Genomic DNA, 25,492 nt, shown 5'->3' with positions numbered 1-25,492 from the left:
GGTGGCTGGAAAAGACGCCAGTCACCTGTCAAAAAATGGTTCGGGCTGTGTGACCGATAATTAACCTTAGGTTGCAGTATTTGACTTGACGCTCTGCCTTTCCGGTCGCCAAAGTAGAGGTGCTGCGGGTTGCCCGCAGAGGAGCCAAGACTGCGTGATGCCATCGAGCAAGTCCCGACAATCACCATTCGACACCCAAAATGAGCGGGGGGGTGATCGCTTGCTCCAGATCGAAGCTGTTTATGACAAGGTTCCGGTTGGGCTCTGCTATCTCAATCGCGATGGCGTCTTTGTTACCGTTAACGACCAGCTTTCGCGTATGCTTGGCATCAGCAGCGACAATGCCATTGGCCGTCTGGTCGAGGATATTGTGCCTGATCATGCGGCGTTGCTTCGTGTCAGCCTCGTTACTGCATTGGAAGAAAAGCCTGTTCCCGATCACGAGCTTCAACGCTCGGGTGAAACCTTCATGGTTTCGGCCGCTCCTGTTACCAATGATCTTGGCGAAGTGGCCGGAATATCCGTCGCCTATACCAACATCACCAATATGAAGCGGATGTCTGAACAACTGGCGCAAGTCGAACAGCGCACCGCCTATGCCCTGGAAAGTGCCGGGCAATGGATATGGGACATGAATATTGCGACGAACCGTGTCTGGCGATCCCCGCAATACCGCGCTCTGCTCGGGCTTGATCCGGCAAGTCCGGACACGGAGAACATCGCATGGGACATTGTTCATCCTGACGACAAGCAGGGCGCCATTCAGGCTTTTGAAGACGTGGTGAGTGGCCGCAAGCCATATTTCGAAGCTATATATCGCGTGCCACGCGGCAGCGGCGGACAGGCCTGGATTATGAGCCGCGGCAAGATTGTTGAATATGGGCCGGACGGATCGCCGCTGCGGCTTCTGGCAACGAGTGTTGATATCAGCAGCCAGAAGCTGATTGAGGAGCAGCTCTCATCGACCGTTCGGATGCGGCTGGAACTGGAGCAAAAACTGCTCGAAGCCAACCGGAAGCTGAAGAAACTGTCAGAAAGCGACCATCTCACTGATCTGCCGAACCGGCGTAAGTTCAATCGCCTGCTCAAACGGGAATATGACAAGGCCATTGATCGTGGCCAGTCTTTGGCCCTGCTCATGATCGATATCGATCATTTCAAAGCCTATAATGATGTTTACGGACATATGGCCGGGGATCGATGCCTCGTGCAGGTGGGGCGTGTCCTGAATAAGGTCGTCAAGGAAGGCACAGGCGTTGTCGCCCGTTTCGGCGGCGAAGAATTTGCCGCGCTGTTACCCGCCGCAATGATGGCCGATGCCATAGACGTGGCAAAAACGATCATTGATTCCGTGGCAGGTCTTCAACTGGACCATGAGGGAACGCCGGCGGGTAAAACCTCGGTCAGTATTGGTGTCAGCGTCCTTGATCTGATGAGCCCTGCGACCTTGGGCGGGCCAGACGAATTGCTCAATCTTGCAGACCGGGCGCTTTATGAAGCCAAGCGGGCAGGGCGCGGCCGGTTCAGCGTCTGGGGAAGCTTTTCCACTGATTAAGCCGGTTTGCCGCGAATTGTTTTACGCCAGATCATCGGGGCGTGCAGATTGATTGAGGGATTGTCTGCCCCGGTCGGATTTTCGGTACTGGTCAGCCATTCCACACTGCTTTTCACGATGTCGTCGACAGGCTGGGTAAAAGTGGTCAACGCGTAGGATGACCAGCTTGCCTGCGGGATGTCATCGAAGCCTGTGACACAAAGGTCCTCGGGGATACGCAGCGAAAACTCGTGACGCGCGCTGTCCATCAACCCGAAAGCCATCAGATCGTTGACGCAGAAAACAGCATCAGGGCGGGCAGGTTCGGTAAACAGCATGCGGGCGATCTGTTGTCCGCTCTCATAAACCGTATTTCCGTGCCGTATCACCGTCACCTCAAGCCCGAACTCTGCCGCTGCGGCAACAAAGCCGCGCTCGCGCGCCATCAGGCTCGGCGTGCCGACAGCAGAATTTGCAAAGGCGAGGCGCCGGCAACCCGCCCGCAGGAATGCGCTGACAACCGCACGCGCCGCGCGCCTGTCATCAAGGTTGATGTAAAGCGGGCCTTCGACGTCGTCGTCCCGATTGATGAGAACGATACGTTGCCCGCTGTCGAGACAGAGTTTGGTGATTGCCTTATCAGGCAGCCCCGACAACAGGATCGAGGCGTCGGCGCGATAATTGAGGGTTTGCCGCAGGGCCGCATCGACGCTGCCATCGGAACGGTCAGTGTTGATGATCATGCAAACCTTGCCGGCCCTTTGCAGGGCATGGGACAACTCCCGCACCAGCCGGGCACGATAGGGCGTGTCCATTTCCGAAGCGACGAGGCAGACGATGCCGCTTTCACTGCGCATCAGTCCGCGGGCAAGCTGATTGACGTGATAGCCAAGCGCATCTGCAGCTTCAATGACGCGTCGGCGCGTTTCCTCGGAGACGCTGGCTCCCGGCGTGAATGTGCGGGAAACCGCCGAGCGCGAAACGCCAGCCCGTTTTGCAACGTCTTCAGCGCTGATGAATGATTTGTTCAAAAAGGTTCCACCCGGCAATCTTCTGTTTCACCATAGGTTGCACGCGTTTGCGCTCCTTCGCAATATGTATGTGTTCATATTTTCTGAGACAAAACTGCTGAGCCGACTTGACATGATGTATTCGGGTGTGAAAGCTTTGCACACGCTTGCAAAAATAAGCGACGGCATGGAGGTGCCGTTTTTTCAGGGAGGAGAAATTCATGCGTTCAGTCTTTGCCATTGCTGCCGCTTTTGCTGTTGGTATCCAGATGATGCCAATGAAGGCGCACGCTGCGGACAATCTCAATTTGATCTGCTCGGCTGATGTCGTCATCTGCGAGTTGATGAAGGGCATGTTCGAGAAGGATACGGGTATTCAGGTCAATATGGTGCGCCTGTCATCGGGTGAGACCTATGCAAAAATCCGCGCCGAGGCGCGCAATCCAAAGACTGATATCTGGTGGGCTGGCACAGGTGATCCGCATTTGCAGGCCGCTTCCGAAGGTCTGACGCAGGAATATAAGTCACCACTGCTCGACCAGTTGCAGGATTGGGCGAAGAAGCAGGCGGAAAGTTCCGGCTACAAGACTGTTGGTGTTTATGCCGGAGCGCTCGGCTGGGGCTATAACACCGATATCGTCAAGAAAAAGAACCTGAAGGAAGCCAAGTGCTGGGCTGATCTGCTCGATCCGTCCTATAAGGGCGAGATTCAGATGGCTAATCCCAATTCGTCGGGCACAGCCTATACGGCGCTTGCCTCGCTTGTGCAGATCATGGGCGAAGACAAGGCCTATGATTACCTGAAGAAGCTCAACACCAATGTTTCGCAGTATACAAAGTCGGGCTCTGCGCCAGTGAAAGCTGCTGCGCGCGGTGAGACAGCGCTTGGCATTGTTTTCATGCATGACGCGGTTGCCCAGACTGTCGAGGGCTTTCCGGTGAAGACCGTGGCACCGTGCGAGGGTACGGGCTACGAAATCGGTTCCATGTCGATCATCAAGGGTGCGCGCAATCTTGATGCGGCGAAGAAATGGTATGACTGGGCACTGTCAGCCGAAGTGCAGTCGCACATGAAGGAAGCAAAATCCTTCCAACTGCCTTCGAACAAATCAGCTGTTGTTCCGCCGGAGGCACCGAAGTTCGAAGACATCAAGCTTATTGACTACGACTTCAAGACCTATGGCGATCCGGAAAAGCGCAAGGCATTGCTTGAGCGCTGGGATAAGGAAATCGGCGCAAGCGCCAATTGATCTGATTTCCTGAGTTTTGCGTGCCCGATTTCATGCGTTCGGGCACGCAACTGCCATTTCCATCATTGAAGACAGTATTGGGTAGCACAATGGAACGTAGCGACCGGAGATTGAACATCGCTCTCGGTATAGGTCTTGCCGGGTTTGCGCTTGTACCGTGGTACAGGATCGAAAGCGGTTTTTATGGCTTCGGCTGGCTTGGCAATTTTCCGTCCGGCCCGGCAGAGGCACCCGGCCTCGTGCAGATGGCTTATCATGGGCGCTGGACGCTTATCATTATCGCCGTTCTTTTTGCCTTGGGCCTTTTCGCGCGCGCTTTCAAGGTTTCGCCTTTGCGGGCCAATCTGCTTGTTGGAGCAGGGGCTGTCGGCATTGTGTTTCTGGTGCTGCAGGGGCTGGCCGTTGGTTTTACCGGTTGGACCTGGGCGATCAGCGAACATCTCTTCGGAGCACTTGCGGACGGGCAGCCTTCCATGGGTGCCGGTGCCGGTCTGGTCGCGCTATCGTTTGTCCTGATGTTCTCCTTTGGGCTGGCCGAGCGGGGTGTCCTGCGTGGTGACGCCTTTGTCGTCGCGTCGATTGCACTGCTGATCTTTCTGGTCGCGATTTTCGTGTTCTACCCCGTCGGCAGCATGCTCATTGGCTCGGTTCAGAGTGTTGATGGCTCGTTTGATCCATCCGGTTTCATCCGCAATATTCAGGACCCGTCAATCTGGAGCCTTGATTGCGTTGTGGGCGGCAATCGCTGCGGCATTGCCTGGCGCACGCTGTTTCTTGCCATTCTTTCCGCCTCCGGCTCCACGCTTCTTGGCCTTTGTTTTGCGCTGGTGGCAACGCGCACGCGCTTTCCGTTCAAAAAAGGCCTGCGCCTGCTGACGATCCTGCCGATCATCACGCCGCCTTTTGTTATTGGCCTTGCGCTCATCCTGCTGTTTGGCCGGGCGGGTGTTGTGACCCAGCAATTGTCCAATTTTTTCGGCATCGAGCCGGGCCGCTGGCTCTATGGCCTGACCGGCATATGGATCGCGCAGGTCCTGTCGTTTACGCCGATATCCTTCCTTGTGCTGATTGGCGTTGTGGAAGGTGTCAGCCCATCCATGGAAGAGGCGTCGCAGACCCTGCGTGCCGACCGCTGGCGCACATTCTGGCGGGTTTCGCTGCCCCTGATGAAGCCCGGCCTCGCCAATGCATTTCTCATCGGCTTTATCGAAAGCATGGCGGATTTCGGTAATCCGCTGGTGCTTGGCGGCAGTCACGGCGTGCTGTCGACGGAAATCTTCTTTGCAGTGGTCGGCTCGCAGAATGACCCGTCGCGGGCGGCTGTTCTTGCGATCATTCTTCTCTTCTTCACGCTGTCGGCGTTTCTGGCCCAGCGTGTGTGGCTGGCGGGCAAGAGCTTTGCCACGGTGACGGGCAAGGGAGATTCCGGCGCGCATATCGCCTTGCCGCGATCTTTGTCCATTGGTGTCCATGCGATTGTCATTCCGTGGATCATTTTTACGCTTGTCATCTACGGCATGATCCTGTTTGGCGGTTTCGTGCGCACATGGGGTCTCGACAATACGCTGACGCTGGAACACTACCAGCGGGCGTTCTCTTTCAGCTTCGAGAATGGTGCGATTGCCTGGACCGGCGTTGCCTGGAATTCGTTCTGGACGACCATCAAGATCGCGTTGATCTCGGCACCGCTGACTGCCGCTGTCGGTTTGCTGACGGCCTATCTGATCGTTCGCCAGCGTTTTGTTGGGCGCAATGTCTTCGAGTTTGCCCTGATGATGAGCTTTGCCATTCCCGGTACGGTTATCGGCATCAGTTACATTATGGCGTTCAACCTGCCACCGCTTGAGATGACCGGTACGGCGCTGATCCTCATCGCCTGTTTCGTCTTCCGTAACATGCCCGTTGGCGTGCGTGGCGGTGTGGCGGCCATGAGCCAGCTCGACAAGAGCCTCGATGAGGCATCGCTGACATTGCGGGCAACCAGTTTCCGCACCATCCGCAAGGTCATTCTGCCCCTGCTGCGTCCGGCAATCGTTGCCGCACTGGTCTATTCCTTTGTGCGGGCCATCACCTCGATCAGCGCTGTCATATTCCTTGTGAGCGCCGAGTATAATATGGCGACATCCTACATTGTCGGACTGGTCGAAAATGGCGAGTACGGCGTGGCGGTGGCCTATTCCTCCATGTTGATTGTCGTGATGATCGTCATCATCACCTGTTTCCAGCTTCTGGTGGGCGAACGAAAGCTGCGGCGTGAAAACCGTGTCGCAACTGCCTTTGTTCCGTCTGCCACCCCAAAAGAAAAGGCCGCCTCATGACCACGCATCGCACCGGCTCCGTCGTTTTCTCCAATGTCAAAAAACAATTTGGAAATTTCACGGCGATTCATGATCTGTCGCTGGACATCGAGCCCGGCACGCTTGTCACACTGCTTGGACCTTCCGGCTGCGGCAAGACCACGACCCTGCGCATGCTGGCCGGGCTTGAGCACCCGTCTTCGGGCCGTATCCTGATCGGCGGCAAGGATGTAACCATGCTTCCGGCCAATGAGCGCGATGTATCGATGGTGTTCCAGTCCTATGCGTTGTTTCCGCATATGTCGGTGCTTGAGAACGTCGCTTACGGCCTTGAATCATCCCGCATGAAAAAGTCCGACGCGCGCGAAAAGGCAGAAGAGGGTCTTAAACAGGTTGGCCTTGCGGGGTATGGCCAGCGCCTGCCTGCCGAGCTTTCCGGTGGTCAGCAGCAGCGCGTTGCCGTTGCCCGCGCGCTGGTTCTGGAGCCGCAAGTGCTGCTGCTGGATGAACCCCTGTCCAATCTCGATGCGCGTCTGCGCCGCCGCGTGCGCACGGAAATCCGCGAGTTGCAGCAGCGGCTTGGTTTCACGGCAGTTTATGTCACCCATGATCAGGAAGAAGCGCTTGCCGTGTCCGACCGGATCATCGTCATGCAGGACGGCGTGATTGCCCAGCAGGGGACGCCGCGCGAGCTGTATGAGGCACCGGCTTCATCTTTTATTGCCGACTTTATCGGCGAGGCCAATGTGGTGCCTTGTGAAGTGCTACGCAGCGATGGCGGCAAGGCTATTATCCGCATTGGCACGCTGGAACATACGGTGCCGGGGCGCAACGCCAAGCCGGGGCCGGCAAAGATTGCAGTGAGGCCGAATGCAATTACGCTGGAGCCGGAGGAGAATGGCGCCTTTGCCGGAAGCATCCGGCATGCCGCCTATCTCGGTGATCATGTTGAATATGAGGTCGAAACGGCATCCGGAACACTGTTCGTGGTTGATCCGGCTGTTGACCGCAATCTTGCCCCCGCAACCAATGTGAGCATCGGTTTTCATCACCGTGGCATCGCTATCATCAACAACTGAAACTGTATTTTCAAAGGACTATCATGACATCGCATGCGCAAGCCGAATTGCAGGGCCGTTTTGATCTTGCCAAGAAGATGGCTATCGAARCCGGAGCCGTGGCACTGGCGCATTTCAATGCGCGCGAGCGGCTGGTTATCGAAACCAAGGCTGATCCGCAGGATGTGGTTTCAATCGCCGACCGGGAAGTGGAAGAACTGATCCGTGCACGTATCGGCGCTACCTATCCCGGTGATGCAGTGCTTGGCGAAGAATATGGTGTGAGCGAGGGAACGTCGGAGTTCACATGGGTCATTGACCCGATTGATGGCACCAGTCCTTTCGTCAACGGCATGCCGACCTGGTGTATTTCCATTGCGGCCATGCGCGGTGAGGAGATCGTTGTTGGGGTGATTTATGTGCCGTGTAATGATGAACTTTATGCTTCAGCGCTTGGCATGGGTGCGACATTGAACGGCAAGCCTCTGACTATTGATTCTGAAAAAACCATTCGAAATGCGGTGACGGGCATCGGTGCCAATCATCACGTCACCCCGGCGGTCGTTGCGTCGCTGGTGGAAAAGCTGCTGGAAGCGGGCGGCAATTTTATCCGCAATGGCTCGGGCGCCCTCATGCTGGCCTATGTGGCGGCGGGACGACTGGTTGGCTATTACGAACCTTACATGCATGCCTGGGACTGCATGGCCGGGTATTGCCTCGTCAAGGAAGCGGGCGGCTGGCACCATCCTTTCCCGGTGAAGGGAGATGGGTTGACCAAGGGCGCGCCTGTTCTTGCTGCCGCGCCGGGCGCAGTCGATGATCTCAGGAAGATTGCTGGCCTATAATCAGTCAACAGGCACCGGCGATATGGAAAGCCGGTGCCTGCTCTTCCTGTGCTATTTCTGTTGAACGGACACGCCGCTTTCGCCGATCTTTAACTCGATTCCGGCTGGCTTTGTATTCTGGTCGTAAATGTAGAAACCCAGCCCGAGGACGAGTACGATCAATCCACCAATGATCAGGTAAAGCATGTTCTGGTTCATATTGGCCCCTCCAGATGCAAATGTTCTCATGGGGTTAGACCATTCGAGCTACCCCATGACAACCCTTGCAAGGGCGTTATCAAAAGCTGATTACCCATCTGGCCAGTATTGAATCCCGGCTATAATCGCGTTCTGCTCGCTGACATATCGCTTTCACACCCAGACGATAAATCGTGGATCTGTGGTGATTCCTGCCATGATTTTGCTGTATCTTGAAGGAACCATTGCGCGATAGTCCGTATCGGGTCTTCAAACGTCAGTCCCGGCAGCATTCTTAACGTTATTCTGACTGGAAATCCCGATGAAAACTRTTTGCGCGTGCAATAGGAAAGAAAGCAAAAAATGCTGATTCTTTGCGCAACTGCGAAGAGCAAATCATTGACTTATCACGACGAATAACGTCGATTAAAGTTGGTGTTGACGATCACCGACTCTCGAAAAGCTGGATAGACATGACGTTCGTGCGAAATCTTATGTGGGCGCCTACAATTGGCCTATCCTGGTTATGGGGATTGGGTTTCTTCTATTCAATCCATGTCACCCTGACTTATGGCTGGCTGGGCTTTTTCGGCTTCGCGATTGCCAATGTCGGTGGGCTCTGGCTATTCGGTTATATTCTCGGTCGCAGCAAGCGAACGCCTGATCAGATCATGAAGGACATTGAAAGCCGCTATGTTGGCGTCTTTCTGCTGTTCCAGATGGCGGCGCTTGTTGTTACGATTTTCGGGTTTGTTGCCTATCTCTGGCAACCGATTGTGGGTGAGGGTGCATCGATCGGCGTCGCTTTCCTGCTTTTGGTCTCCTGTGCGATCGGACATGCCCTGTCCCTGCAACAGCTCAAATTGCTGCATATCGTCTACATGATTGTCGGTGTTGCCGCCGGTATTGTCCTGCTGGTCGGTCTGAGACAAACGTCTGATTATCCCGGTGTGCCGCTTCAAAGTTTCGATGCGCGTTTTTATGGTCTGGTTATGCCAACGCTGATCGGGTTTTTGCTTGGCCCTTGGCTCGACATCCAGCACTGGCAGCGTGCCGTCTATATCAAACGCGAGGGCGGGTCTGTCGGCCTCGCCTATGGTGCCGGTGCCTTGCTGTTCTTCGGCTTTCTTTTGCTCAATGCGCTGACAGCCTCGGCGGTTGGACCCATTGGCAGCATCATTTCCATTGATGGGTTGCCAAGTGCACAGGGATCGGTTTCCGCGGCGGCTGTGCTCTCCGCAGAAAACGGTTCGACCTATCTGGAAATCGCCTTTGTCATCTGGACTGTCATCGCATTGGCATCGACAGTCGACAGTTTTTACTGCGCTACCAATTGGTATCTGCGCGGCAAAAACATGCGCAGTAACAGCCCGCTTCTGGCGCTTATCCCCGATGGCATTGCATCATCACCGCTCTGGCTGCTGATTGGTGCCGCCTGGGTCGCCTATGCGGCAGTGCCTGCGAATTTTTCACTCATGTATTTCATGATGCCTTTTGCGACATTGTTTGTCAGCGCCTCGGCCAACCTCGTGTGTGAAGCGCTTGGTGCGAAGCCGAAATTTGATCCCGTGCTGAGCTTTCTTATTGGCTGCGGATCATCCTTGATCTTCGTTCTGGGTTACATCCAGCCCGTGCCCGGCTTCCTGTTCCTGTCACCGTTTATCGGTTTGATCGGCGCATTGCCTGTCATCATCGAATTGATTGGTCCGAAATCCAAGGCGATACCGGTAGAAATCGTTGATCAGCCAATCCGCATGATGAGTGCCGCGCCGCTGACCACTGCCACGGGTTCGCAGGAAATCTCGCAATCGCATGGCTTCGATGGCGAGTGGTTTGTCATGCATCTCACACCGACCTATGACGACACCAATTCCGTGGGTAATGTGTATTTCGCCAATTATGTGCGCTGGGTTGGCAAGGCGCGTGAGCTGTTTTTCAATGTCTGCATGCCGGATTTTGATCTGGCAACAACACGCTTCTATATTCTCACGCGCTCCTTCACCCATGACTACCGCCGGGAATCGAAGGAATTCGAACAGATCAGTGTTCGCATCAAGATCGCCAAGCACAACCGCAAGTTTGTAACATTGCAGCACGAGATCCACAGCGCGGCTCAGGGCCTGCTTGGCCATGGGGAACAGTCTTTGATGTTTGTGGACCGGGATCAGTATAACCCGCTCGATATTCCGGGCGAGGTCATCAAGGGGTTTCTGGCCTATTGGCCCAAGGACTCGCGGCTGTCACCAAGCTATCGTCCTGTTGTGCAGGACAAGACAAAACGTCAGGCTTAATCCTTGGAGGGGGCAATCCCTGTGGGTTTCAGCTGGCGACTTCGTAACGGTCGCGGTCAAATGACATGAGGCCGGAGGTCTTTTCAAAAGGCTCTGCGGGGCTGAAGAGAAAGCCCTGAACCTGATCGCAGCCTTCCTTTTGCAGACAGGCAAGCTGTTCGCGCGTTTCCACGCCTTCCGCTGTGATCTTCATGCCCATGCTGGCACCCAGTCCCATGACAGCGCGAATAATGGCAAGGCTGCCCCGGTTGTGTGGAAGATCACGCACGAAGGACTGATCGATTTTGATCTTGTCGAATGGCATTTTGCGCAGATAGCTCAAACTGGAATAGCCCGTACCGAAGTCATCAAGGGCGATGCTGACACCCATGGCGCGGAACTGGCGAAGCAGGGATATGGCAGCGACATTTGCTTCAAGAAACACCGACTCGGTGATTTCGAGTTCAAGCCGGTTCGGCTTCAACTTGTTCGTTGTCAGCGCATCGCGAACAATGGATGCAAGGTCCGAGTGGCGAAACTGGATGGCCGAGATATTGATCGCTACGTTAATATCATCTGGCCAGAGCACTGCCGTTCTGCAGGCTTCCTGAATGATCCATTCGCCAAGCGGAATAATATTGCCGGTCTCTTCAGCGATCGGGATAAAAATAGCTGGCGAAATATAGCCATGCACCGGGTGCTTCCAACGCAGTAGCGTTTCAAATCCGACTGTCTTGAGCGTTATGGCCGAGACAATCGGCTGGAAATGCAAAATAAATTCCTTGCGGGCCAAAGCCCCGCGCAGATCCATTGCGAGTGCGCGCTTTGCCTCAATGCGGGYATCCATTTCCACTTCATAGAAACGATAACTGTTCCGGCCTTCGTTCTTGGTGCGATAAAGTGCCAGATCAGCGCAACGCATGATGTCATTGACGCTGTCTGTCGGCGCAAGAGCAATACCGACGCTGATATGAATGTTGATCTGGATACCATCGATCCAGAATGGCTGAGAAATCGTCTGGACGAGATCCTGAGCCAGAGTTGTTGCATCCGCATGGTCCGCGCCGGGGGCGAGGATGGCAAATTCGTCACCCGATAGACGCGCCACTATGTAAGTGGCTGGTGATGTGCTGCGCAGACGTTCTGCAACCTGTTTCAGCAGTTGATCACCGATACCATGGCCAAAGCTGTCATTGACCGTCTTGAACTCATCGAGGTCGATACAGAACACAGCAAATCCGGCAAGACCCTCTTCAAGTTCTTTGGTCGCTTGTGAAAGCTGATCCGTGAACAGGGTTCTGTTGGGCAGGTCAGTCAACACATCATAACGGGCGAGGTAGGACAGCTGATCTTCCGACTGTTTGGCGGCTGTCACGTCGGAACCAACACCGCGATAGCCGCAGAACTGTCCGGCATTGTCAAAAATCGCCTTGCCGGTAAGTGACCACCAACGGGTCTCGCCCTTAATGTTGATCGGCAGGATGTGATTGCGGAACGTCGTGCGGTTCTCGATGGCCTGCCAGATGGAGCCGACTTTTACCGCTTCTTCGGCGTGCGACTGGTCAACCTTGAAGAGTTGGGCAAACGGCATTCCCTGCAATTGCTTGGTGGTTTTTTCAGCGATCTGTGCAAGCCGGGGCGAGGTGTGCTGAAGTTTCAGATCCGCATCGGTTTCCCAGATCCAGTCGCTGGCGTTTTCTTCGAAGTCATAAAGCAGCAGACTGATAACTTCCTTCTGCTGCTCAACCTTGATCTGGTCGAGTGTGCGCATAACGATCAGATTGCTCATGTGAACAATGGTGAACAGAATGAAGAGTGCGTAGATCGCCAGCAGAATTGCGATGAAAAGAAAGAAATCCTCACCGGTTGAGGCGAGGGCGAAGAACGAACCTGTGATAATCGCCCCCGAAAAGGCAATGGCTGCAAGTGGAACCACAGCGACACCAATACCGGTTGCCATCAGGCCTGCGGCTGTGCAGGCGATAAGCAACCTATGGTAAGCATCGGCTTCCAGAAACAACATGAGCGGGATACTGGCCAGACATAAGCCATAGCAGGCGGATGTGATGATCAGATATTTGATGCCGTCAAAGCTAAGTTCCTTGACCTTCGGCACCTTGTACCATTGCCAGCATGCAAAGAGCGATGCAGCAGTCATCAGGGTGACGATTGTTGAGAGGCTTCCCAGATAGAGCTTATGTCCCTGATCCCAGAAGACAAAAGCCACAACGAACACCACACTCATGGCGACAACGACGGTAAACGGCGCCAGTCTCAGCGCCACATCCATCTGTTCAGCATAGACACGCCGTTTGACAGCAGGGTTGATCGTTCCCCGCATGCCGAACATCGACCGGATAGCGTCAGGTGTATGGAAATTCGACAGTGGCACCCACGGACCTCAGACAGGCGAGTTCATATTTCCCTATGCTATTTTTATTACGTTCGGCATTGGTTAATTTGCTTACCATTTTTTATAATAGTTACCAATGTCTTTATGGTTCTATGGTTTATGCCGCAGCAATATTGCATTCCCAGCAAAATGTTTTGTAATCCCCACCTGTAAATCGACAGATGGATACTTGTCATAAGTAAAAAGTAAGACTTGCGCGGTCAATATTTGTAATAAAACAAGGTATAACCAGAATATACGACGAGTTTGTTGCGTATCCCGCTGCTTACGGGCGCCAGCAGCTCACAGTTGGTTGCTCGCTCCCTTTGGACGCGCAGAAATCTCCTAGCTGCGCACTGCGAGAATTGCAGGCAGCAAACCGGGGAAAACTTCGGCGAGTTCATTATCGCGCAACTCATTAATGCGGGACGTTCCGTCATTGCGGGTCTTGATAATGCCAGCTTCGCGCAGCACGCGAAAATGATGCGACACGCTGGATTTCGGGCGCCCGTTTTCAAGCGCTGCGCAGCTTGCTTCACCCTCCCGCGCAAGCTGTCGAACAATCGACAGGCGGATGGGGTCGCTCAAGGCGTAAAGCACAGACTCGAGTTGCACTTCGGTGATCTGGGGGTGACGATATTCTCTCATAAACTCTTCCTAGCACAAAATTTTGTGTATTGCTATTGTTCGAATTATATCGAACTATAGAAATATGATTGGCGTGGAGCCAAAGATTCTTAAACCGGAGTAACAGTATGGCCTCTCTCTTCGACCCCTTCACCTTGAAGGATGTGACATTGCGTAACCGAATCGCGGTGTCGCCCATGTGCCAGTATTCGGCAAATGATGGCGTGATCAACAATTGGCATCACGTTCACCTCGGTGGGCTGGCGCGTGGTGGCTCCGGGCTGGTGATTGTTGAGGCAACAGCCGTCTCGCCGGAAGGCCGTATTACGCCGGGTTGTGCCGGGCTTTGGAATGACGAACAGGCAAAGGCGTTTGCGCCTGCGGTGCAGACCATTAAGGATGCGGGCGCCGTTCCGGGCATTCAGATTGCCCATGCGGGACGCAAGGCCAGTGCCAATCGCCCATGGGAAGGCGATGACCATATTGCCGAAGATGACGCACGGGGCTGGGAGACTATCGCCCCATCGGCGGTTGCCTATGGGGGAGGACTTCCAAAGGTTCCGCGCGCAATGACCAAGGCTGATATCGAGCGGGTACAGCAGGCATTTGTTGATAGCGCGAAGCGTGCGCTTGCCGTCGGTTTTGAATGGCTGGAACTGCACTTCGCCCATGGTTATCTCGCCCAGAGTTTTCTGTCTGAGCACTCCAACAAGCGCACAGACGAATATGGTGGCAGTTTTGAAAACCGCAGCCGTTTTCTGATCGAAACCGTTCGCGCTGTTCGGGCTGTCTGGCCTGAAAACCTGCCACTCACAGCCCGCCTCGGCGTTATCGAATATGATGGACAGGACGAGAAGACGCTCAGCGAAGCCATTGAGCTTATCAAATTGTTGAAAGACAATGGCCTTGATTTTATCGATGTCAGCATGGGCTTCTCGCTTGGCAAGACCAGCATTCCATGGGGTCCGGCATTCCTTGGACCAGTCGCAGAACGGGTTCGCCGTGAAACCGGTCTGCCAGCCTCCACATCCTGGTACATCAGCACCCCGCAGGAAGCGGATGCGCTGGTACGGGAAGGCAAGGTTGATCTGGTCATGCTGGCCCGTCCGTTGCTGACTGATCCGCATTGGCCTTTCCGTGCCGCCAAGGAACTTGGTGTCGAAAAGCCGTCATGGGTTTTGCCATCTCCCTATGCCCATTGGCTGGAACGCTATCGGGCCGCGTAATCTCAAATTATTGATTTTCGTAAAGCCGGGAATGGAATTCTCCATTTCCGGCTTTGCTTGCGGCCCACCGGCATGGATTGGATTATTCCAGTCTGTTTTTAGCATAGGATTGCCGGAACCAGCTTAAATAAGAAACAGTCTGCGTGTCCCGCTTTTCGAAGTTCTCCTAGTGTCACAGGTGATTAATCCGTCACCAACACAAGGACGAAAACCATGGCAGTCCATTTGCATCCTGAGACTATCGCCCTGCATGCCGGCTGGCGGGCTGATCCCGCAACCGGTGCCGTGGCAGTGCCGATCTACCAAACCACATCCTATCAGTTTCGCGATACGGAACATGCAGCCAATCTCTTCGCGTTGAAGGAACTTGGCAATATTTATACGCGCATCGGCAACCCGACGACTGATGTGCTGGAAAAGCGCATTGCGGCACTTGATGGTGGCATTGCCGCACTCGCGGTTGCTTCAGGGCAGGCGGCTTCGGCGATTGCTGTCCAGAACCTTGCGCGTTCAGGTGACAATATCGTCAGCTCCACCGATCTTTATGGTGGCACATGGAATCTCTTTGCCAATACGCTGAAGGATCAAGGGATCGAAGTGCGCTTTGTTGATCCTCAAGACCCGGAAGCGTTTCGCCGCGCAACGGACGAGCGAACCCGCGCCTATTATGCGGAAACGCTCCCCAATCCGAAGCTGACTGTATTTCCAATCGCCGAAGTTGCGGCCATCGGGCGCGAATATGGCATTCCGCTGATCGTAGACAATACGGCGGCACCATTGATTGCGCGCCCTTTGCAGCACGGCGCTGCCATCGTCGTTTATTCCACCACCAAATATCTGGGCGGCCATGGCACTTCCATCGGTGGCATCATCGTCGATGGTGGCCAGTTCGACTGGGAGAAATTTCCGGAACGTCAGCCCGCGCTCAATACGCCTGATCCAAGCTATCATGGTGCGGTCTGGACAGACGCCGTCAAGCCCATTGGTCCGGTGGCCTACATCATCAAGGCGCGCGTGACACTGTTGCGTGACCTCGGTGCAGCGCTTTCACCTTTTAATGCTTTCCAGACGATACAGGGGATCGAGACGCTGGCGCTGCGTCTCGAACGTCATGTGGAAAATGCCAAGAAGGTCGCGGATTTTCTGGCGAAGCGACCGGAAATTGCCAAGGTTATCCATCCATCCCAGCAGAGCGGGATCGATCGCGAACGGGCGGAAAAATACCTTTCCGGCAGTTTCGGTGGTCTGGTCGGTTTCGAGCTGAAAGGCGGTTTGCAGGCCGGGCGCAAATTCATCGAAGCGCTCGAACTTTTCTATCATGTTGCCAATATCGGCGATGTGCGAAGCCTCGCCATTCATCCAGCCACAACCACACACTCCCAGCTTTCACCGGACGAGCAACGCGCAAGTGGTGTTTCTGAAGGGTATATTCGCCTTTCGGTTGGCATCGAACATATCGACGATATCCTCGACGATCTGGAGCGTGGCCTGAACGCATCAAAACTTGCACTTGCAGCCTGATCTGAAACCTCTGGTTGGTTGGAAATATGATTGAGGTGTTGTAAGGTTCTGGAGTGAGGGATGGATTTTCATCCACCCCTCACGGACTAGTTTGTAAATTGAACCCGGAACATCAGCGTCCAGCCGGTCCGGGTTCTTTTCACCACTAGCGTGACACTAAACGGTTTGTACCGCATAGAGCACCTCCAGATTTGAGAGCAAGGCCGTTGCCGCAGTCGGGGAGGCCCATCTCCCCGATACACCGGCTGGCTCGGTGCGTGCTGCTTCACCCTCAAACGGATTGCGTGTAAAAACGCCTGCTCAACGCTGCCCGCTTTTTGGAAGCCGCGCCAGAAATGCAGAGTTGAATCTCGTGAGGTAAGTGGTTGTTTTAAAAGTGAAGTTTGAAACTAAAGTTGAAGTGACCCATGCTGTGTGAAAGCCTGATCTGAAACCTCTGGTTGGTTGGAATTCCCGATGAGGTGTTGTAAGGTTCTGGAGTGAGGGACGGACTTTCGCCCGTCCCTATGTTCTAGCTAGTGAATTGAACCCGGAACATCAGCTGCCAGCCGGTCCGGGTTCTTTTCACAACTAGCGTGACGCTAAACGGTTTATACCGCATAGAGCACCTCCAGATTTGAGGGCAAGGCCGTTGCCACGGTCGGGGAGGCCCATCTCCCCGATACACCGGCTGGCTCGGTGCGTGCTGCTTCACCCTCAAATGGATTGTGCGTGAAAACGCCTGCTCAACGCTGCCTGCTTTTTGGAAGCCGCGCCAGAAATGCAGAGTTGAATCTTTTGAGGTAAGCGGTTGTTCTAACAAGGAAGTTTGGAACTAAAGTTGAAGGTATCTCATGCCACTTGAAAGTATGATCTGAAACCTGTGGTTGGTTGGAATTCCCGATGAGGTGTTGTAAGGTTCTGGAGTGAAGGACGGACTTTCGCCCGTCCCTCTGTTCTAGCTAGTGAATTGAACCCGGAACATCAGCTGCCAGCCGGTCCGGGTTCTTTTCACAACTAGCGTGACGCTAAACGGTTTATACCAGCACCTCCAGATTTGAGAGCAAGGCCGTTGCCACGGTCGAGAGGCCCATCTTCTCGATACACCGGCTGGCTCGGTGCGTGCTGCTTCACCCTCAAACGGATTGCGTGTAGAACGCCTGCTCAAATGCATTGCCTGTTTTCATCCGGCCTTGCCAGAAATACAGAGTTGAATCTCGTGAGGTAAGTGGTTGTTTTTAATAGTTATTTATAACTAAAGTGGCAAGAAAACTGCGTTGTTCATGAGAACAATTCAGACCACAGTTCGATGAAATCAATATTTCTTCCGTCGAAAATGTTCATGCTTGTCCGCAGGCCCTATCGAAATCTCGACCTGATCGGTATAGACAGGCGCAAACAGACAACAGGGCGGCTGCAAGTGCAGCGCAAATGAGTATGACAACGTTGGTACAAAAGACGGGAGAGGCTGCTGACAAGGGGTTGGCCGAAGCGGCAAATCCCATGGTGGTGTTTGACAGTGTTTCCAAGCGGTTTGCTGCAGGGCGCACCAGCGCGGAAGTCGCGGCGCTGGATGGTGTTGATCTCACGGTCCCGCGCGGTTCCGTGACAGGCATTATCGGGCGCTCCGGTGCGGGCAAATCCACATTGATCCGGCTGGTCAACGGGCTGGAGAAACCCACCGCGGGCCGCGTCATTGTGGATGGCGTGAACATTGCCGAGCTTGACGAGAAAAGCTTGCGAGACGTGCGCCGCTCAATCGGTATGATCTTCCAGCATTTCAATCTGCTTTCGTCGCGCACAGCGTTCGACAATATTGCGCTGCCGCTCGAGATCGCCGGTATCGATAGACAGACTATTGAAAAGCGCGTGACACCGCTGCTTGATCTTGTTGGTCTCTCAGACAAGCGCAACCGTTACCCATCCGAACTTTCAGGAGGGCAAAAGCAGCGCATTGGTATTGCCCGTGCTTTGGCAACGGAACCAAAACTGCTTTTGTCCGATGAGGCGACATCGGCGCTCGATCCGGAAACGACACGTTCCATTCTTGCCCTGCTCAAGACGATCAACAGGGAGCTTGGCCTTACGGTTCTTCTGATTACCCACGAGATGGAAGTGATCAAAACCATCGCTGATCATGTGGCAGTGATCGATGGCGGGCGCATTGTCGAGCAGGGACCGACTTTTAATGTTTTCACCGGCCATACCCATGCAACCACACGTTCGCTGCTCGGCGGTCTCGCAGGTCTGCACCTGCCGGAGTTTCTGACGCGGCAGATGGTGGAAGAGCCGGAACCGGGTCTGCGAACGATTCTTCGCATCATCTTCAAGGGTGAGAATGCGACAGAGCCTATGCTTGCACGGCTCGGCAGCGATCTTGGTATTGAGGTCAATATTATGGCGGGTGCGGTTGACGAGATTGCCGGTCGTCCTTTTGGTATGCTGGTTGTTTCATTGCTGGCGGATGAGGCAAGGATAGTCGAGGCCCGACGCTTTCTCGCCGATCATGGCCTGTCATCGGAGGTTGTCGGTTATGTCCGCTGATATTTTCGCACTGCTTTTGAAGTCCATGGGCCAGACGCTTTATATGGTTGCAGTGGCCGGCTTCATTGGTTCGTTGTTTGGTATTCCGCTGGGCGTTTTTCTGGCGACCAGTGAGCGGGGCGAGCTGTTTGCCGCGCCTTCGGTCAACAAGGTGCTGGGGCTTATCGTCAATGCCGCGCGCTCGACGCCCTTCATCATTCTCGTTGTTGCCATTATCCCATTCACGCGGATGATTGCCGGAACCTCAATCGGCACGACGGCGGCTATTGTTCCGCTGACCATTGCAACCATTCCCTTTATCGCGCGGCTGGTTGAATCGGCGATCCGCGAGGTCGATCCGGGATTGACGGAAGCGGCCCGCGCTATGGGGGCAAGCCCGGTTCAGATCGTGTTCAAGGTTCTGCTGGCGGAAGCGCGGCCCGGTATTGCATCGGCGTTAACACTGACCATTGTCAGCCTCATCGGTTATTCAGCCATGGTCGGCGCCGTTGGTGGTGGAGGTCTGGGCGATCTCGGCATCCGTTATGGCTATCAACGTTTCATGCCTGACGTGATGGCAATCGTGGTTCTTGTGTTGATCGTGCTTGTTCAACTTGTCCAAAGCGCTGGCGACCGGTTGGCGCGGCAGTTCGACAAGCGCATTCGTCCCCGCTGAATTGAGTTTTGTTAAAACAGGAGAGTAAAATGTTGAAGAAAATCCTCGCCACAGCTGCGCTGGCGGCAATTCTCAGCGCGACCAGTGCGTTTGCCGAAACGATCAAGATTGGCGTAACGCCCGGCGAACACGCGCAGATCATGGAAAAGGTCAAGGAGATCGCCAAGCCCAAGGGTCTTGATATCGAGATTTTCGAATTTTCCGACTATGTCGTGCCCAATCAGGCGCTTAATGATGGTGAGCTTGGTGCCAACTCGTTCCAGCACAAGCCCTATCTCGACAACCAGATTGCCGACCGCAAATTTGATCTGGTTGATGTCGCCTATACGGTGAATTTTCCGATGGGCGTTTATTCGAAGAAGGTGAAGAGCTTTGATGAACTGGCCGATGGTGCGACCATTGCCATTCCGAACGATCCGACCAATGGCGGCCGCGCGCTGCTCATCATCGCGGACAAGGGCGTCATCAAGCTGAAGGAAGGTTCCGGCCTCAAGGTAACGCTTGCCGATATCGTCGAGAACAAGAAGAACTTCAAGTTCGTCGAGCTCGATGCAGCCCAGCTGCCGCGTTCGATCGATGATGTCGATGCCGCCGCGATCAACACCAATTATGCGCTGGAAGCTGGCCTTGACCCGATGAAGGACCCGATCCTGAAGGAAGGCGAAAAGGCGCCTTACGTCAATCTGATCGCCGTTCGTAAAGCCGACAAGGATAAGCCTTGGGTCAAGACGCTGATCGAATCCTACCATTCCGACCCGGTCAAGCAGTTCATCCTCGACAAGTACAAGGGTGCTGCTGTTCCAGCCTGGTAAATGATAATCTCACTCCCTTCTGCCTTGATGGTAGAGGGGAGTGATCTCTCTAAAACGCCTTAAAGACGTTTCCCGTTGCCGCCAAAAAGGTGCAGCTTTTCCTTGGGGATGATGACCCTGAGATGATCATCGGGCTTTGATACCGAACGACCCGCAACCCGGACGACAACCCGTTCGCCGCCGATAATGCCATAGACATAGCTTTCCGCACCGACAGGCTCGACGCCGAGCACTTTGAGGTCAAGCAAAAGACCGCCAACATGCGACTCGGTCCCGGTGGCAACTTCCAGATCTTCCGGACGGAAACCGATGATTGCGTCCTTGTCGGTCACCGCAAGACCCTGCGCCCCGATCCGGGTGCCGTCTTTCAGGATCAATCCCGAACCGTCTGATGTCACCGGAATAAGGTTCATTGGCGGTGCGCCGATAAAGCTTGCCACGAATGTACTGGCAGGCTTTTCGTAGATATCCAGTGGTGCGCCGATCTGTTCAACGGCACCGGCATTCATTACCACAAGAATGTCGGCGAGCGTCATCGCCTCCAACTGATCATGGGTGACATAAACGCTGGTCACGCCGAGCTGGCGCTGCAGGTTCTTGATTTCGACACGCATCTGACCGCGCAGCTTGGCATCCAGATTAGAAAGCGGCTCGTCAAAGAGAAACACTTTCGGGTTGCGTACGATGGCACGGCCCATGGCCACGCGCTGGCGCTGACCACCTGACAGTTCCTTCGGGCGGCGCTCGAGAAGATGCGTGAGTTCGAGGGTCGCGGCTGCCTCACGCACACGCTTGTCAATCTGATCCTTCGGCATGCCGCGGTTGCGCAGCCCGTAAGCCATATTGTCGTAGACTTTCATATGCGGATAAAGCGCATAATTCTGGAAGACCATGGCAATATCACGCTCGGCCGGTCCGAGATCATTGACGACCTTGTTGTCGATCTTGACCGTACCGTCAGTGATCGATTCCAATCCGGCAATCATACGCAGAAGCGTCGATTTCCCGCAGCCTGAAGGACCAACAAGCACGCACAACGCGCCGTCCTTGATGGCGATGTCGACGCCTTTTACCGCCTCGACGGCTCCGGCATAGACCTTGCGGACATTTGTAAGTTCAACACTTGCCATGTGAGATCATTTCTCCGTTTCGACCAGACCGCGCACGAACCAGCGTTGCATCAGGACAACGACGAGAACCGGGGGGAGGATGGCCAGAATGCAGGTCACCATCACCAGATGCCATTCGGTATCGGCATCGGCGAAGGAAATCATTTTGCGCAGACCGATGACGATGGTGGTCATGTCATTGCGGTTTGTCATCAGCAGCGGCCAGAGATACTGGGTCCAGCCGTAAATGAAGAGAATGACGAACAGCGCTGCGATATTGGTTTTGGACAGGGGCAACAGGATATCTTTGAAGAAGCGCCATGGACCCGCACCATCGACACGCGCCGCCTCGACCAGTTCACCCGGTATGGTCATAAAAAACTGGCGGAACAGCAGCGTTGCCGTTGCCGATGCCATGAGTGGAACCGTAAGGCCCGTATAGGTGTCGATGAGACCGAGATCGACCATGACCTTATAGGTTGGCAGGATACGCACTTCGACAGGGAGCATCAGCGTGATGAAGATCAACCAGAAGAAGATCATGCGACCGGGGAACCGGAAAAACACAATGGCATAGGCCGAAAGGATCGAGATGATGATCTTGCCGACGGCAATTGCCAGCGCCATGATCGTTGTGTTGATGAGCAGGCGCCCGACGCCGACGCCGCCGATACGGCCAATGCCGCCGAAAAGCGCCGTTGTATAGTTTTCCCAGAAATGCCCGCCGGGCAGCAGCGACAGTGGCGGCCGCATAATGTCCTGCAGCGACTGTGTTGATGCGATAAAGGCGTAGTAGATCGGGAAGGCGACGATCAGGATACCGATAATCAGGACGATATGGGCCACGATACGGCTGATGGGATTGTTCTGGATCATGTCTTTTCCCCTCAGCCGTAATGAACTTTGCGCTCGACATAACGGAACTGGATCGCCGTCAGACCGATAACAATAACCATGAGGATGACTGATTGCGCGGCGGAGTCGCCGAGGATCAGATTGACGAAGCCGTCATTATAAACTTTGTAGACCAGTGTCTCCGTTGCCTTGCCGGGGCCTCCGCCCGTAACGGCGTGGATGATGCCGAACGTGTCGAAGAAGGCGTAGACGGTGTTGACCACCAGAAGGAAGAACGTCGTCGGGGCGAGCAGCGGGAAGACAATGGTCCAGAAACGCTTGGTTTCACCCGCGCCGTCAATGGCGGCAGCTTCAATCAGTGATTTCGGAATAGACTGGAGTCCAGCAACAAAGAACAGGAAGTTGTAGCTGATCTGCTTCCATGCGGCAGCGGCAACCACGAGCAGCATTGCCTGACCGCTATTGAGCAACGGGTCCCAATTATATCCGGCAGAGCGGATCATATAGGCAAATGTGCCCATGGATGGATTGAACAGGAACAGCCAGAGCATGCCGGCAATGGCCGGAGCCACCGCGTAAGGCCAGATCATCAGCGTGCGGTAGATGCCTTTGCCGCGGATGACCTTGTCGGCCATGACGGCAAACATCAGGGCAAAACCCATGGCGATCACGGCTGTGGCGATGGAGAAGACGACCGTGACCTGAAGCGAGTTCAGGTAATTGGGGTCACTGAGGATACGTTTGAAATTTCCAAGTCCGACAAACTGGGTCGACAGGCCAAACGGGTCTTCCCGCAGGACCGACTGGCGGATGGCCTGGGATGCGGGCCAGTAGAAAAAGACAATCGTGATGGCGAGTTGCGGCGCCAGCAGGAGATAAGGCAGAAACTTATTTGGAAAAGTGACGCGCGTTGACGATGCCATGATTGCCCCTCTTGAAAATTATCCCGCCCGCTGGGAATGCGGACGGGATGTTCATGAACAGGCGCTTACTGGCCGTTAGCCTGTTTGATGGCTGCATTGCCGCGCTTGACGGCATTGTCGAGGGCCTGCTGGGCAGTCTGCTTGCCGGAGAGCATGTTTTCGAACTCTTCGTTCTCGATATCACGCACCTGTGGCAGGTTTGGCAGGCGCACGCCCTTGGAGTTCTCGGTCGGTGCCTTGCCCATCATCTGCTTGATTGGAATTTCGCGGGCAGGGTTCTTATCGTAGAAACCAGACTTCTTGGTTTCCTCGTAAGCGGCAAGCGTAACCGGCAGATAGCCCGAAACCTGATGCAGGCGGGCCTGAATGTCGGTGCGCGACAGGAAGGTGAAGAAGGCTGCTACGCCCTTATATTCGGCATCGGTCTTGCCGCCGAATACCCAAAGGCTGGCGCCGCCGGGTGTGGTGTTCTGTGGTGCGCCCTTGGCATCGGGATCATAGGGAAGCTGGCCGGTGCCGTAGTTCATGCCTGACTTGACCACATCGCCGAGACCGCCTGACGATTCAGTGAAGATGCCGCATTCGCCCGACAGGAATAGCGGCTTGGCTTCGGAAGTGCGGCCGCCATAACGGAATGTACCGTCCTTGGCCAGATCGGCCAGTTCCTGAAAATGCTTGACGAAGAGCGGAGCATTGATCTTCAGTTCGACATCGGTTCCGGCAATGCCGTTTTCATTGGTGCCGTAGGAGATATTGTTCCAGGCAGCAAAGTTTTCCGTGTGAATCCATGTCAGCCAAGTGGAGGTGTAACCGCATTTGGCCGCGCCGCTGGTCTTGATCTTCTTGGCTGCTTCCCAAACCTCGGGCCATGTCTTTGGCGGATTGTTCTCGTCAAGCCCGGCCTTCTTGAAGATATCCTTGTTGTAATAAAGGATTGGCGACGAACTGTTGTAGGGGAAGGACAGCATGGTACCGTCAGGCTTGGAATAATAGGCAACGATTCCAGGCAGATAGAGGCTCTTGTCGAACTTTGCGCCACCCATGGAGAGGATGTCGGCAACCGGCTTGATAGCGCCTTCAGCGCCCATCATGACGCCCGTTCCAGCGTCGAAAACCTGCATGATGTGCGGCGCCTGCTTGGCACGGAACGCGGCAATGCCTGCATTGAGTGTTTCGGGGTAGGTGCCCTTGAATACAGGAACCACCTTGTATTCGCTCTGGCTCTCGTTGAATTCCTTGGAGAGGGTTTCAACAACCTCGTTGTTGGCACCGGTCATGGCGTGCCACCAGCTGATTTCGGTGAGGGCGAAAGATGAGGTGGAGGATGCAAGGATAAGCCCGAATGCGAGGCTTAGCGAAGTGCCGCGAAATGTCATGTGTGTCTCCCATAATGAGGCGTCATCTAGAGTGCGCTTACGGGCACTATCCTCATTATGTGACAGAGAAACAACAGTTTTATAACGTTGGCCTAAAGTCTGACACCGAGCCTGTGGAAAAAATGCGCAGCTGTTCACTTTTTGCCGGTCAGATCAGGGTAACACCGGCATTGCGCATTTTTGTGACCATGGCGGCAAGCGACCCGCCCATGTCGATGGCACGGCTGGCATCGAGCAGCACATCAGCCGAAAAACCGTGGCTTACGGCATCCAGCGCGGAATAGGCAACACAGTAATCCGTGGCAAGACCGACAAGGGTCACATTGGTGATTCCGCGTTCACGCAAGTAACCGCCAAGCCCGGTTGGGGTCTTGCGGTCATTTTCGAAAAAAGCCGAATAGCTGTCGATGTGCGGGCGGAAACCCTTGCGAATGACGAGTTCAGCTTTGGTCCAGTGCAGATCGGAATGAAACTCGGCGCCCGGTGTGCCCTGAATGCAATGATTGGGCCATAGGGTCTGGTCACCATAGGGCATTTTGATCGTATCGAAGGGGGCCTTGCCGGGATGGGTGGAGGCAAAACTGGAGTGGCCCGCAGGATGCCAATCCTGCGTGAGGATGACATGATCGAACCGGACGATCAGCTTGTTGATGATTGGAACAATCTCGTTGCCGCCATCCACTGCCAGCGTACCGCCCGGGCAAAAATCATTCTGCACGTCGATAACAACAAGTGCATCCTTGGCCATTTCACTTCTCCGATTGCCTGGAGACGGTAAGTATCGCCAATCGGAGAATGTCGTCAACTCGGGTGGTGATTGTGGGGTTCGTGGTTCGACAAGCTTGTCTGTTAGAGATGGTATAATGTGAAGAGGTCCACGTACCCTTTCCCGGCACGTGGACCGATTGACAGGATGCCGTTTCGACAAGCGGACATTGCAGTCCGATGGTGAGCAAGGCCCTGTCATTCGATGACACCCGAACAGTTGCAAGGGGCACCGACCCCGTATGACAAGCCAGGGAACCTCATCAT

20 protein-coding genes are annotated in these 25,492 nt (G+C 54.7%); 11 read left to right on the top strand and 9 right to left on the bottom strand.

From position 1 onward, the window contains the following. Nucleotides 1–220: 220 nt before the first annotated feature. The gene (locus AB4Y96_RS22100) at nucleotides 221–1,555 is read left to right on the top strand and encodes a sensor domain-containing diguanylate cyclase (RefSeq protein WP_441919914.1); all 1,335 of its coding nucleotides are present in this window, start codon (nucleotides 221–223) and stop codon (nucleotides 1,553–1,555) included. Here the strand turns inward: AB4Y96_RS22100 and AB4Y96_RS22095 are convergent. Then, the gene (locus AB4Y96_RS22095; RefSeq protein WP_091878494.1) at nucleotides 1,552–2,565 is read right to left on the bottom strand and encodes a LacI family DNA-binding transcriptional regulator; all 1,014 of its coding nucleotides are present in this window, start codon (nucleotides 2,563–2,565) and stop codon (nucleotides 1,552–1,554) included. The genes AB4Y96_RS22100 and AB4Y96_RS22095 overlap by 4 nt on opposite strands. Before the next feature lie 200 nt (nucleotides 2,566–2,765). On the opposite strand from AB4Y96_RS22095, the gene AB4Y96_RS22090 reads away from it, so the two are divergent. The 4 genes from AB4Y96_RS22090 (at nucleotide 2,766) to AB4Y96_RS22075 (ending at nucleotide 7,994) form a co-directional block, all read left to right on the top strand. Continuing rightward, nucleotides 2,766–3,794: an ABC transporter substrate-binding protein gene (locus AB4Y96_RS22090; protein WP_091877907.1), complete on the top strand. Its 1,029-nt coding sequence runs from the start codon at nucleotides 2,766–2,768 to the stop codon at nucleotides 3,792–3,794. Between the two features lie 89 nt (nucleotides 3,795–3,883). Continuing rightward, a complete protein-coding gene (locus AB4Y96_RS22085) occupies nucleotides 3,884–6,112 on the top strand; it encodes an ABC transporter permease (RefSeq protein WP_441919911.1) in 2,229 nt (742 codons plus the stop codon). Further along, nucleotides 6,109–7,170, top strand: a complete 1,062-nt coding sequence (locus AB4Y96_RS22080) for an ABC transporter ATP-binding protein (RefSeq protein ID WP_091877905.1) — start codon at nucleotides 6,109–6,111, stop codon at nucleotides 7,168–7,170. Before AB4Y96_RS22085 ends, AB4Y96_RS22080 begins: the two co-directional genes overlap by 4 nt. Nucleotides 7,171–7,193: 23 nt before the next feature. Continuing rightward, nucleotides 7,194–7,994: an inositol monophosphatase family protein gene (locus tag AB4Y96_RS22075; protein WP_441919908.1), complete on the top strand. Its 801-nt coding sequence runs from the start codon at nucleotides 7,194–7,196 to the stop codon at nucleotides 7,992–7,994. Between the two features lie 51 nt (nucleotides 7,995–8,045). On the opposite strand, the gene AB4Y96_RS22070 is transcribed toward AB4Y96_RS22075, so the two are convergent. After that, on the bottom strand, nucleotides 8,046–8,192 hold the full coding sequence (locus AB4Y96_RS22070) for a hypothetical protein (protein WP_091877903.1): 147 nt from the start codon (nucleotides 8,190–8,192) through the stop codon (nucleotides 8,046–8,048). A 473-nt stretch (nucleotides 8,193–8,665) separates the two neighbouring features. Here AB4Y96_RS22070 and AB4Y96_RS22065 point away from each other — a divergent pair, with 473 nt between their 5' ends. After that, complete coding sequence (locus AB4Y96_RS22065; protein WP_441919906.1) at nucleotides 8,666–10,462, top strand: acyl-CoA thioesterase; 1,797 nt, start codon at nucleotides 8,666–8,668, stop codon at nucleotides 10,460–10,462. 28 nt (nucleotides 10,463–10,490) lie between these two features. On the opposite strand, the gene AB4Y96_RS22060 is transcribed toward AB4Y96_RS22065, so the two are convergent. Further along, nucleotides 10,491–12,833 carry a putative bifunctional diguanylate cyclase/phosphodiesterase gene (locus AB4Y96_RS22060; RefSeq protein WP_441919904.1) on the bottom strand — a complete coding sequence of 781 codons (2,343 nt, stop codon included), beginning with the start codon at nucleotides 12,831–12,833 and terminating at the stop codon, nucleotides 10,491–10,493. A gap of 345 nt (nucleotides 12,834–13,178) precedes the next feature. Continuing rightward, nucleotides 13,179–13,481 (bottom strand): ArsR/SmtB family transcription factor, encoded by a 303-nt coding sequence (locus AB4Y96_RS22055; protein ID WP_091877900.1) that lies wholly within the window; start codon nucleotides 13,479–13,481, stop codon nucleotides 13,179–13,181. Nucleotides 13,482–13,588: 107 nt separating this feature from the next. Here AB4Y96_RS22055 and AB4Y96_RS22050 point away from each other — a divergent pair, with 107 nt between their 5' ends. The 5 genes from AB4Y96_RS22050 to AB4Y96_RS22030 all read left to right on the top strand — a co-directional run bounded on the left by AB4Y96_RS22050 (nucleotide 13,589) and on the right by AB4Y96_RS22030 (nucleotide 20,197). Further along, nucleotides 13,589–14,686 carry an NADH:flavin oxidoreductase/NADH oxidase gene (locus tag AB4Y96_RS22050; protein ID WP_441919902.1) on the top strand — a complete coding sequence of 366 codons (1,098 nt, stop codon included), beginning with the start codon at nucleotides 13,589–13,591 and terminating at the stop codon, nucleotides 14,684–14,686. A 213-nt stretch (nucleotides 14,687–14,899) separates the two neighbouring features. Next, the gene (locus AB4Y96_RS22045; protein ID WP_091877898.1) at nucleotides 14,900–16,207 is read left to right on the top strand and encodes an O-acetylhomoserine aminocarboxypropyltransferase/cysteine synthase family protein; all 1,308 of its coding nucleotides are present in this window, start codon (nucleotides 14,900–14,902) and stop codon (nucleotides 16,205–16,207) included. A 1,482-nt stretch (nucleotides 16,208–17,689) separates the two neighbouring features. Further along, complete coding sequence (locus AB4Y96_RS22040; RefSeq protein WP_441919962.1) at nucleotides 17,690–18,730, top strand: methionine ABC transporter ATP-binding protein; 1,041 nt, start codon at nucleotides 17,690–17,692, stop codon at nucleotides 18,728–18,730. Then, complete coding sequence (locus AB4Y96_RS22035) at nucleotides 18,720–19,385, top strand: methionine ABC transporter permease (protein ID WP_441919900.1); 666 nt, start codon at nucleotides 18,720–18,722, stop codon at nucleotides 19,383–19,385. Before AB4Y96_RS22040 ends, AB4Y96_RS22035 begins: the two co-directional genes overlap by 11 nt. Before the next feature lie 29 nt (nucleotides 19,386–19,414). Then, the gene (locus AB4Y96_RS22030; protein ID WP_441919898.1) at nucleotides 19,415–20,197 is read left to right on the top strand and encodes a MetQ/NlpA family ABC transporter substrate-binding protein; all 783 of its coding nucleotides are present in this window, start codon (nucleotides 19,415–19,417) and stop codon (nucleotides 20,195–20,197) included. A 59-nt stretch (nucleotides 20,198–20,256) separates the two neighbouring features. Here AB4Y96_RS22030 and ugpC read toward each other — a convergent pair whose 3' ends face one another. The 5 genes from ugpC to pncA all read right to left on the bottom strand — a co-directional run bounded on the left by ugpC (nucleotide 20,257) and on the right by pncA (nucleotide 25,208). Beyond that, nucleotides 20,257–21,327, bottom strand: a complete 1,071-nt coding sequence (gene ugpC, locus AB4Y96_RS22025; RefSeq protein WP_441919896.1) for a sn-glycerol-3-phosphate ABC transporter ATP-binding protein UgpC — start codon at nucleotides 21,325–21,327, stop codon at nucleotides 20,257–20,259. A gap of 6 nt (nucleotides 21,328–21,333) precedes the next feature. After that, nucleotides 21,334–22,182: a sn-glycerol-3-phosphate ABC transporter permease UgpE gene (gene ugpE, locus AB4Y96_RS22020; protein WP_091877895.1), complete on the bottom strand. Its 849-nt coding sequence runs from the start codon at nucleotides 22,180–22,182 to the stop codon at nucleotides 21,334–21,336. Nucleotides 22,183–22,193: 11 nt separating this feature from the next. Continuing rightward, nucleotides 22,194–23,084, bottom strand: coding sequence for a sn-glycerol-3-phosphate ABC transporter permease UgpA (ugpA, locus tag AB4Y96_RS22015; RefSeq protein ID WP_091877894.1), 891 nt, complete (start codon nucleotides 23,082–23,084; stop codon nucleotides 22,194–22,196). Nucleotides 23,085–23,149: 65 nt separating this feature from the next. Next, on the bottom strand, nucleotides 23,150–24,460 hold the full coding sequence (gene ugpB, locus AB4Y96_RS22010; RefSeq protein ID WP_441919894.1) for a sn-glycerol-3-phosphate ABC transporter substrate-binding protein UgpB: 1,311 nt from the start codon (nucleotides 24,458–24,460) through the stop codon (nucleotides 23,150–23,152). Nucleotides 24,461–24,608: 148 nt separating this feature from the next. After that, nucleotides 24,609–25,208 carry a bifunctional nicotinamidase/pyrazinamidase gene (gene pncA / locus AB4Y96_RS22005; protein ID WP_091877892.1) on the bottom strand — a complete coding sequence of 200 codons (600 nt, stop codon included), beginning with the start codon at nucleotides 25,206–25,208 and terminating at the stop codon, nucleotides 24,609–24,611. Nucleotides 25,209–25,492 lie beyond the last annotated feature (284 nt).

It is taken from the genome of Phyllobacterium sp. TAF24, from assembly GCF_052113785.1.
Taxonomy (GTDB): domain Bacteria; phylum Pseudomonadota; class Alphaproteobacteria; order Rhizobiales; family Rhizobiaceae; genus Phyllobacterium.
Note: the sequence above shows the minus strand (reverse complement) of the source record. Positions and strands in the feature narration are given on the sequence as shown.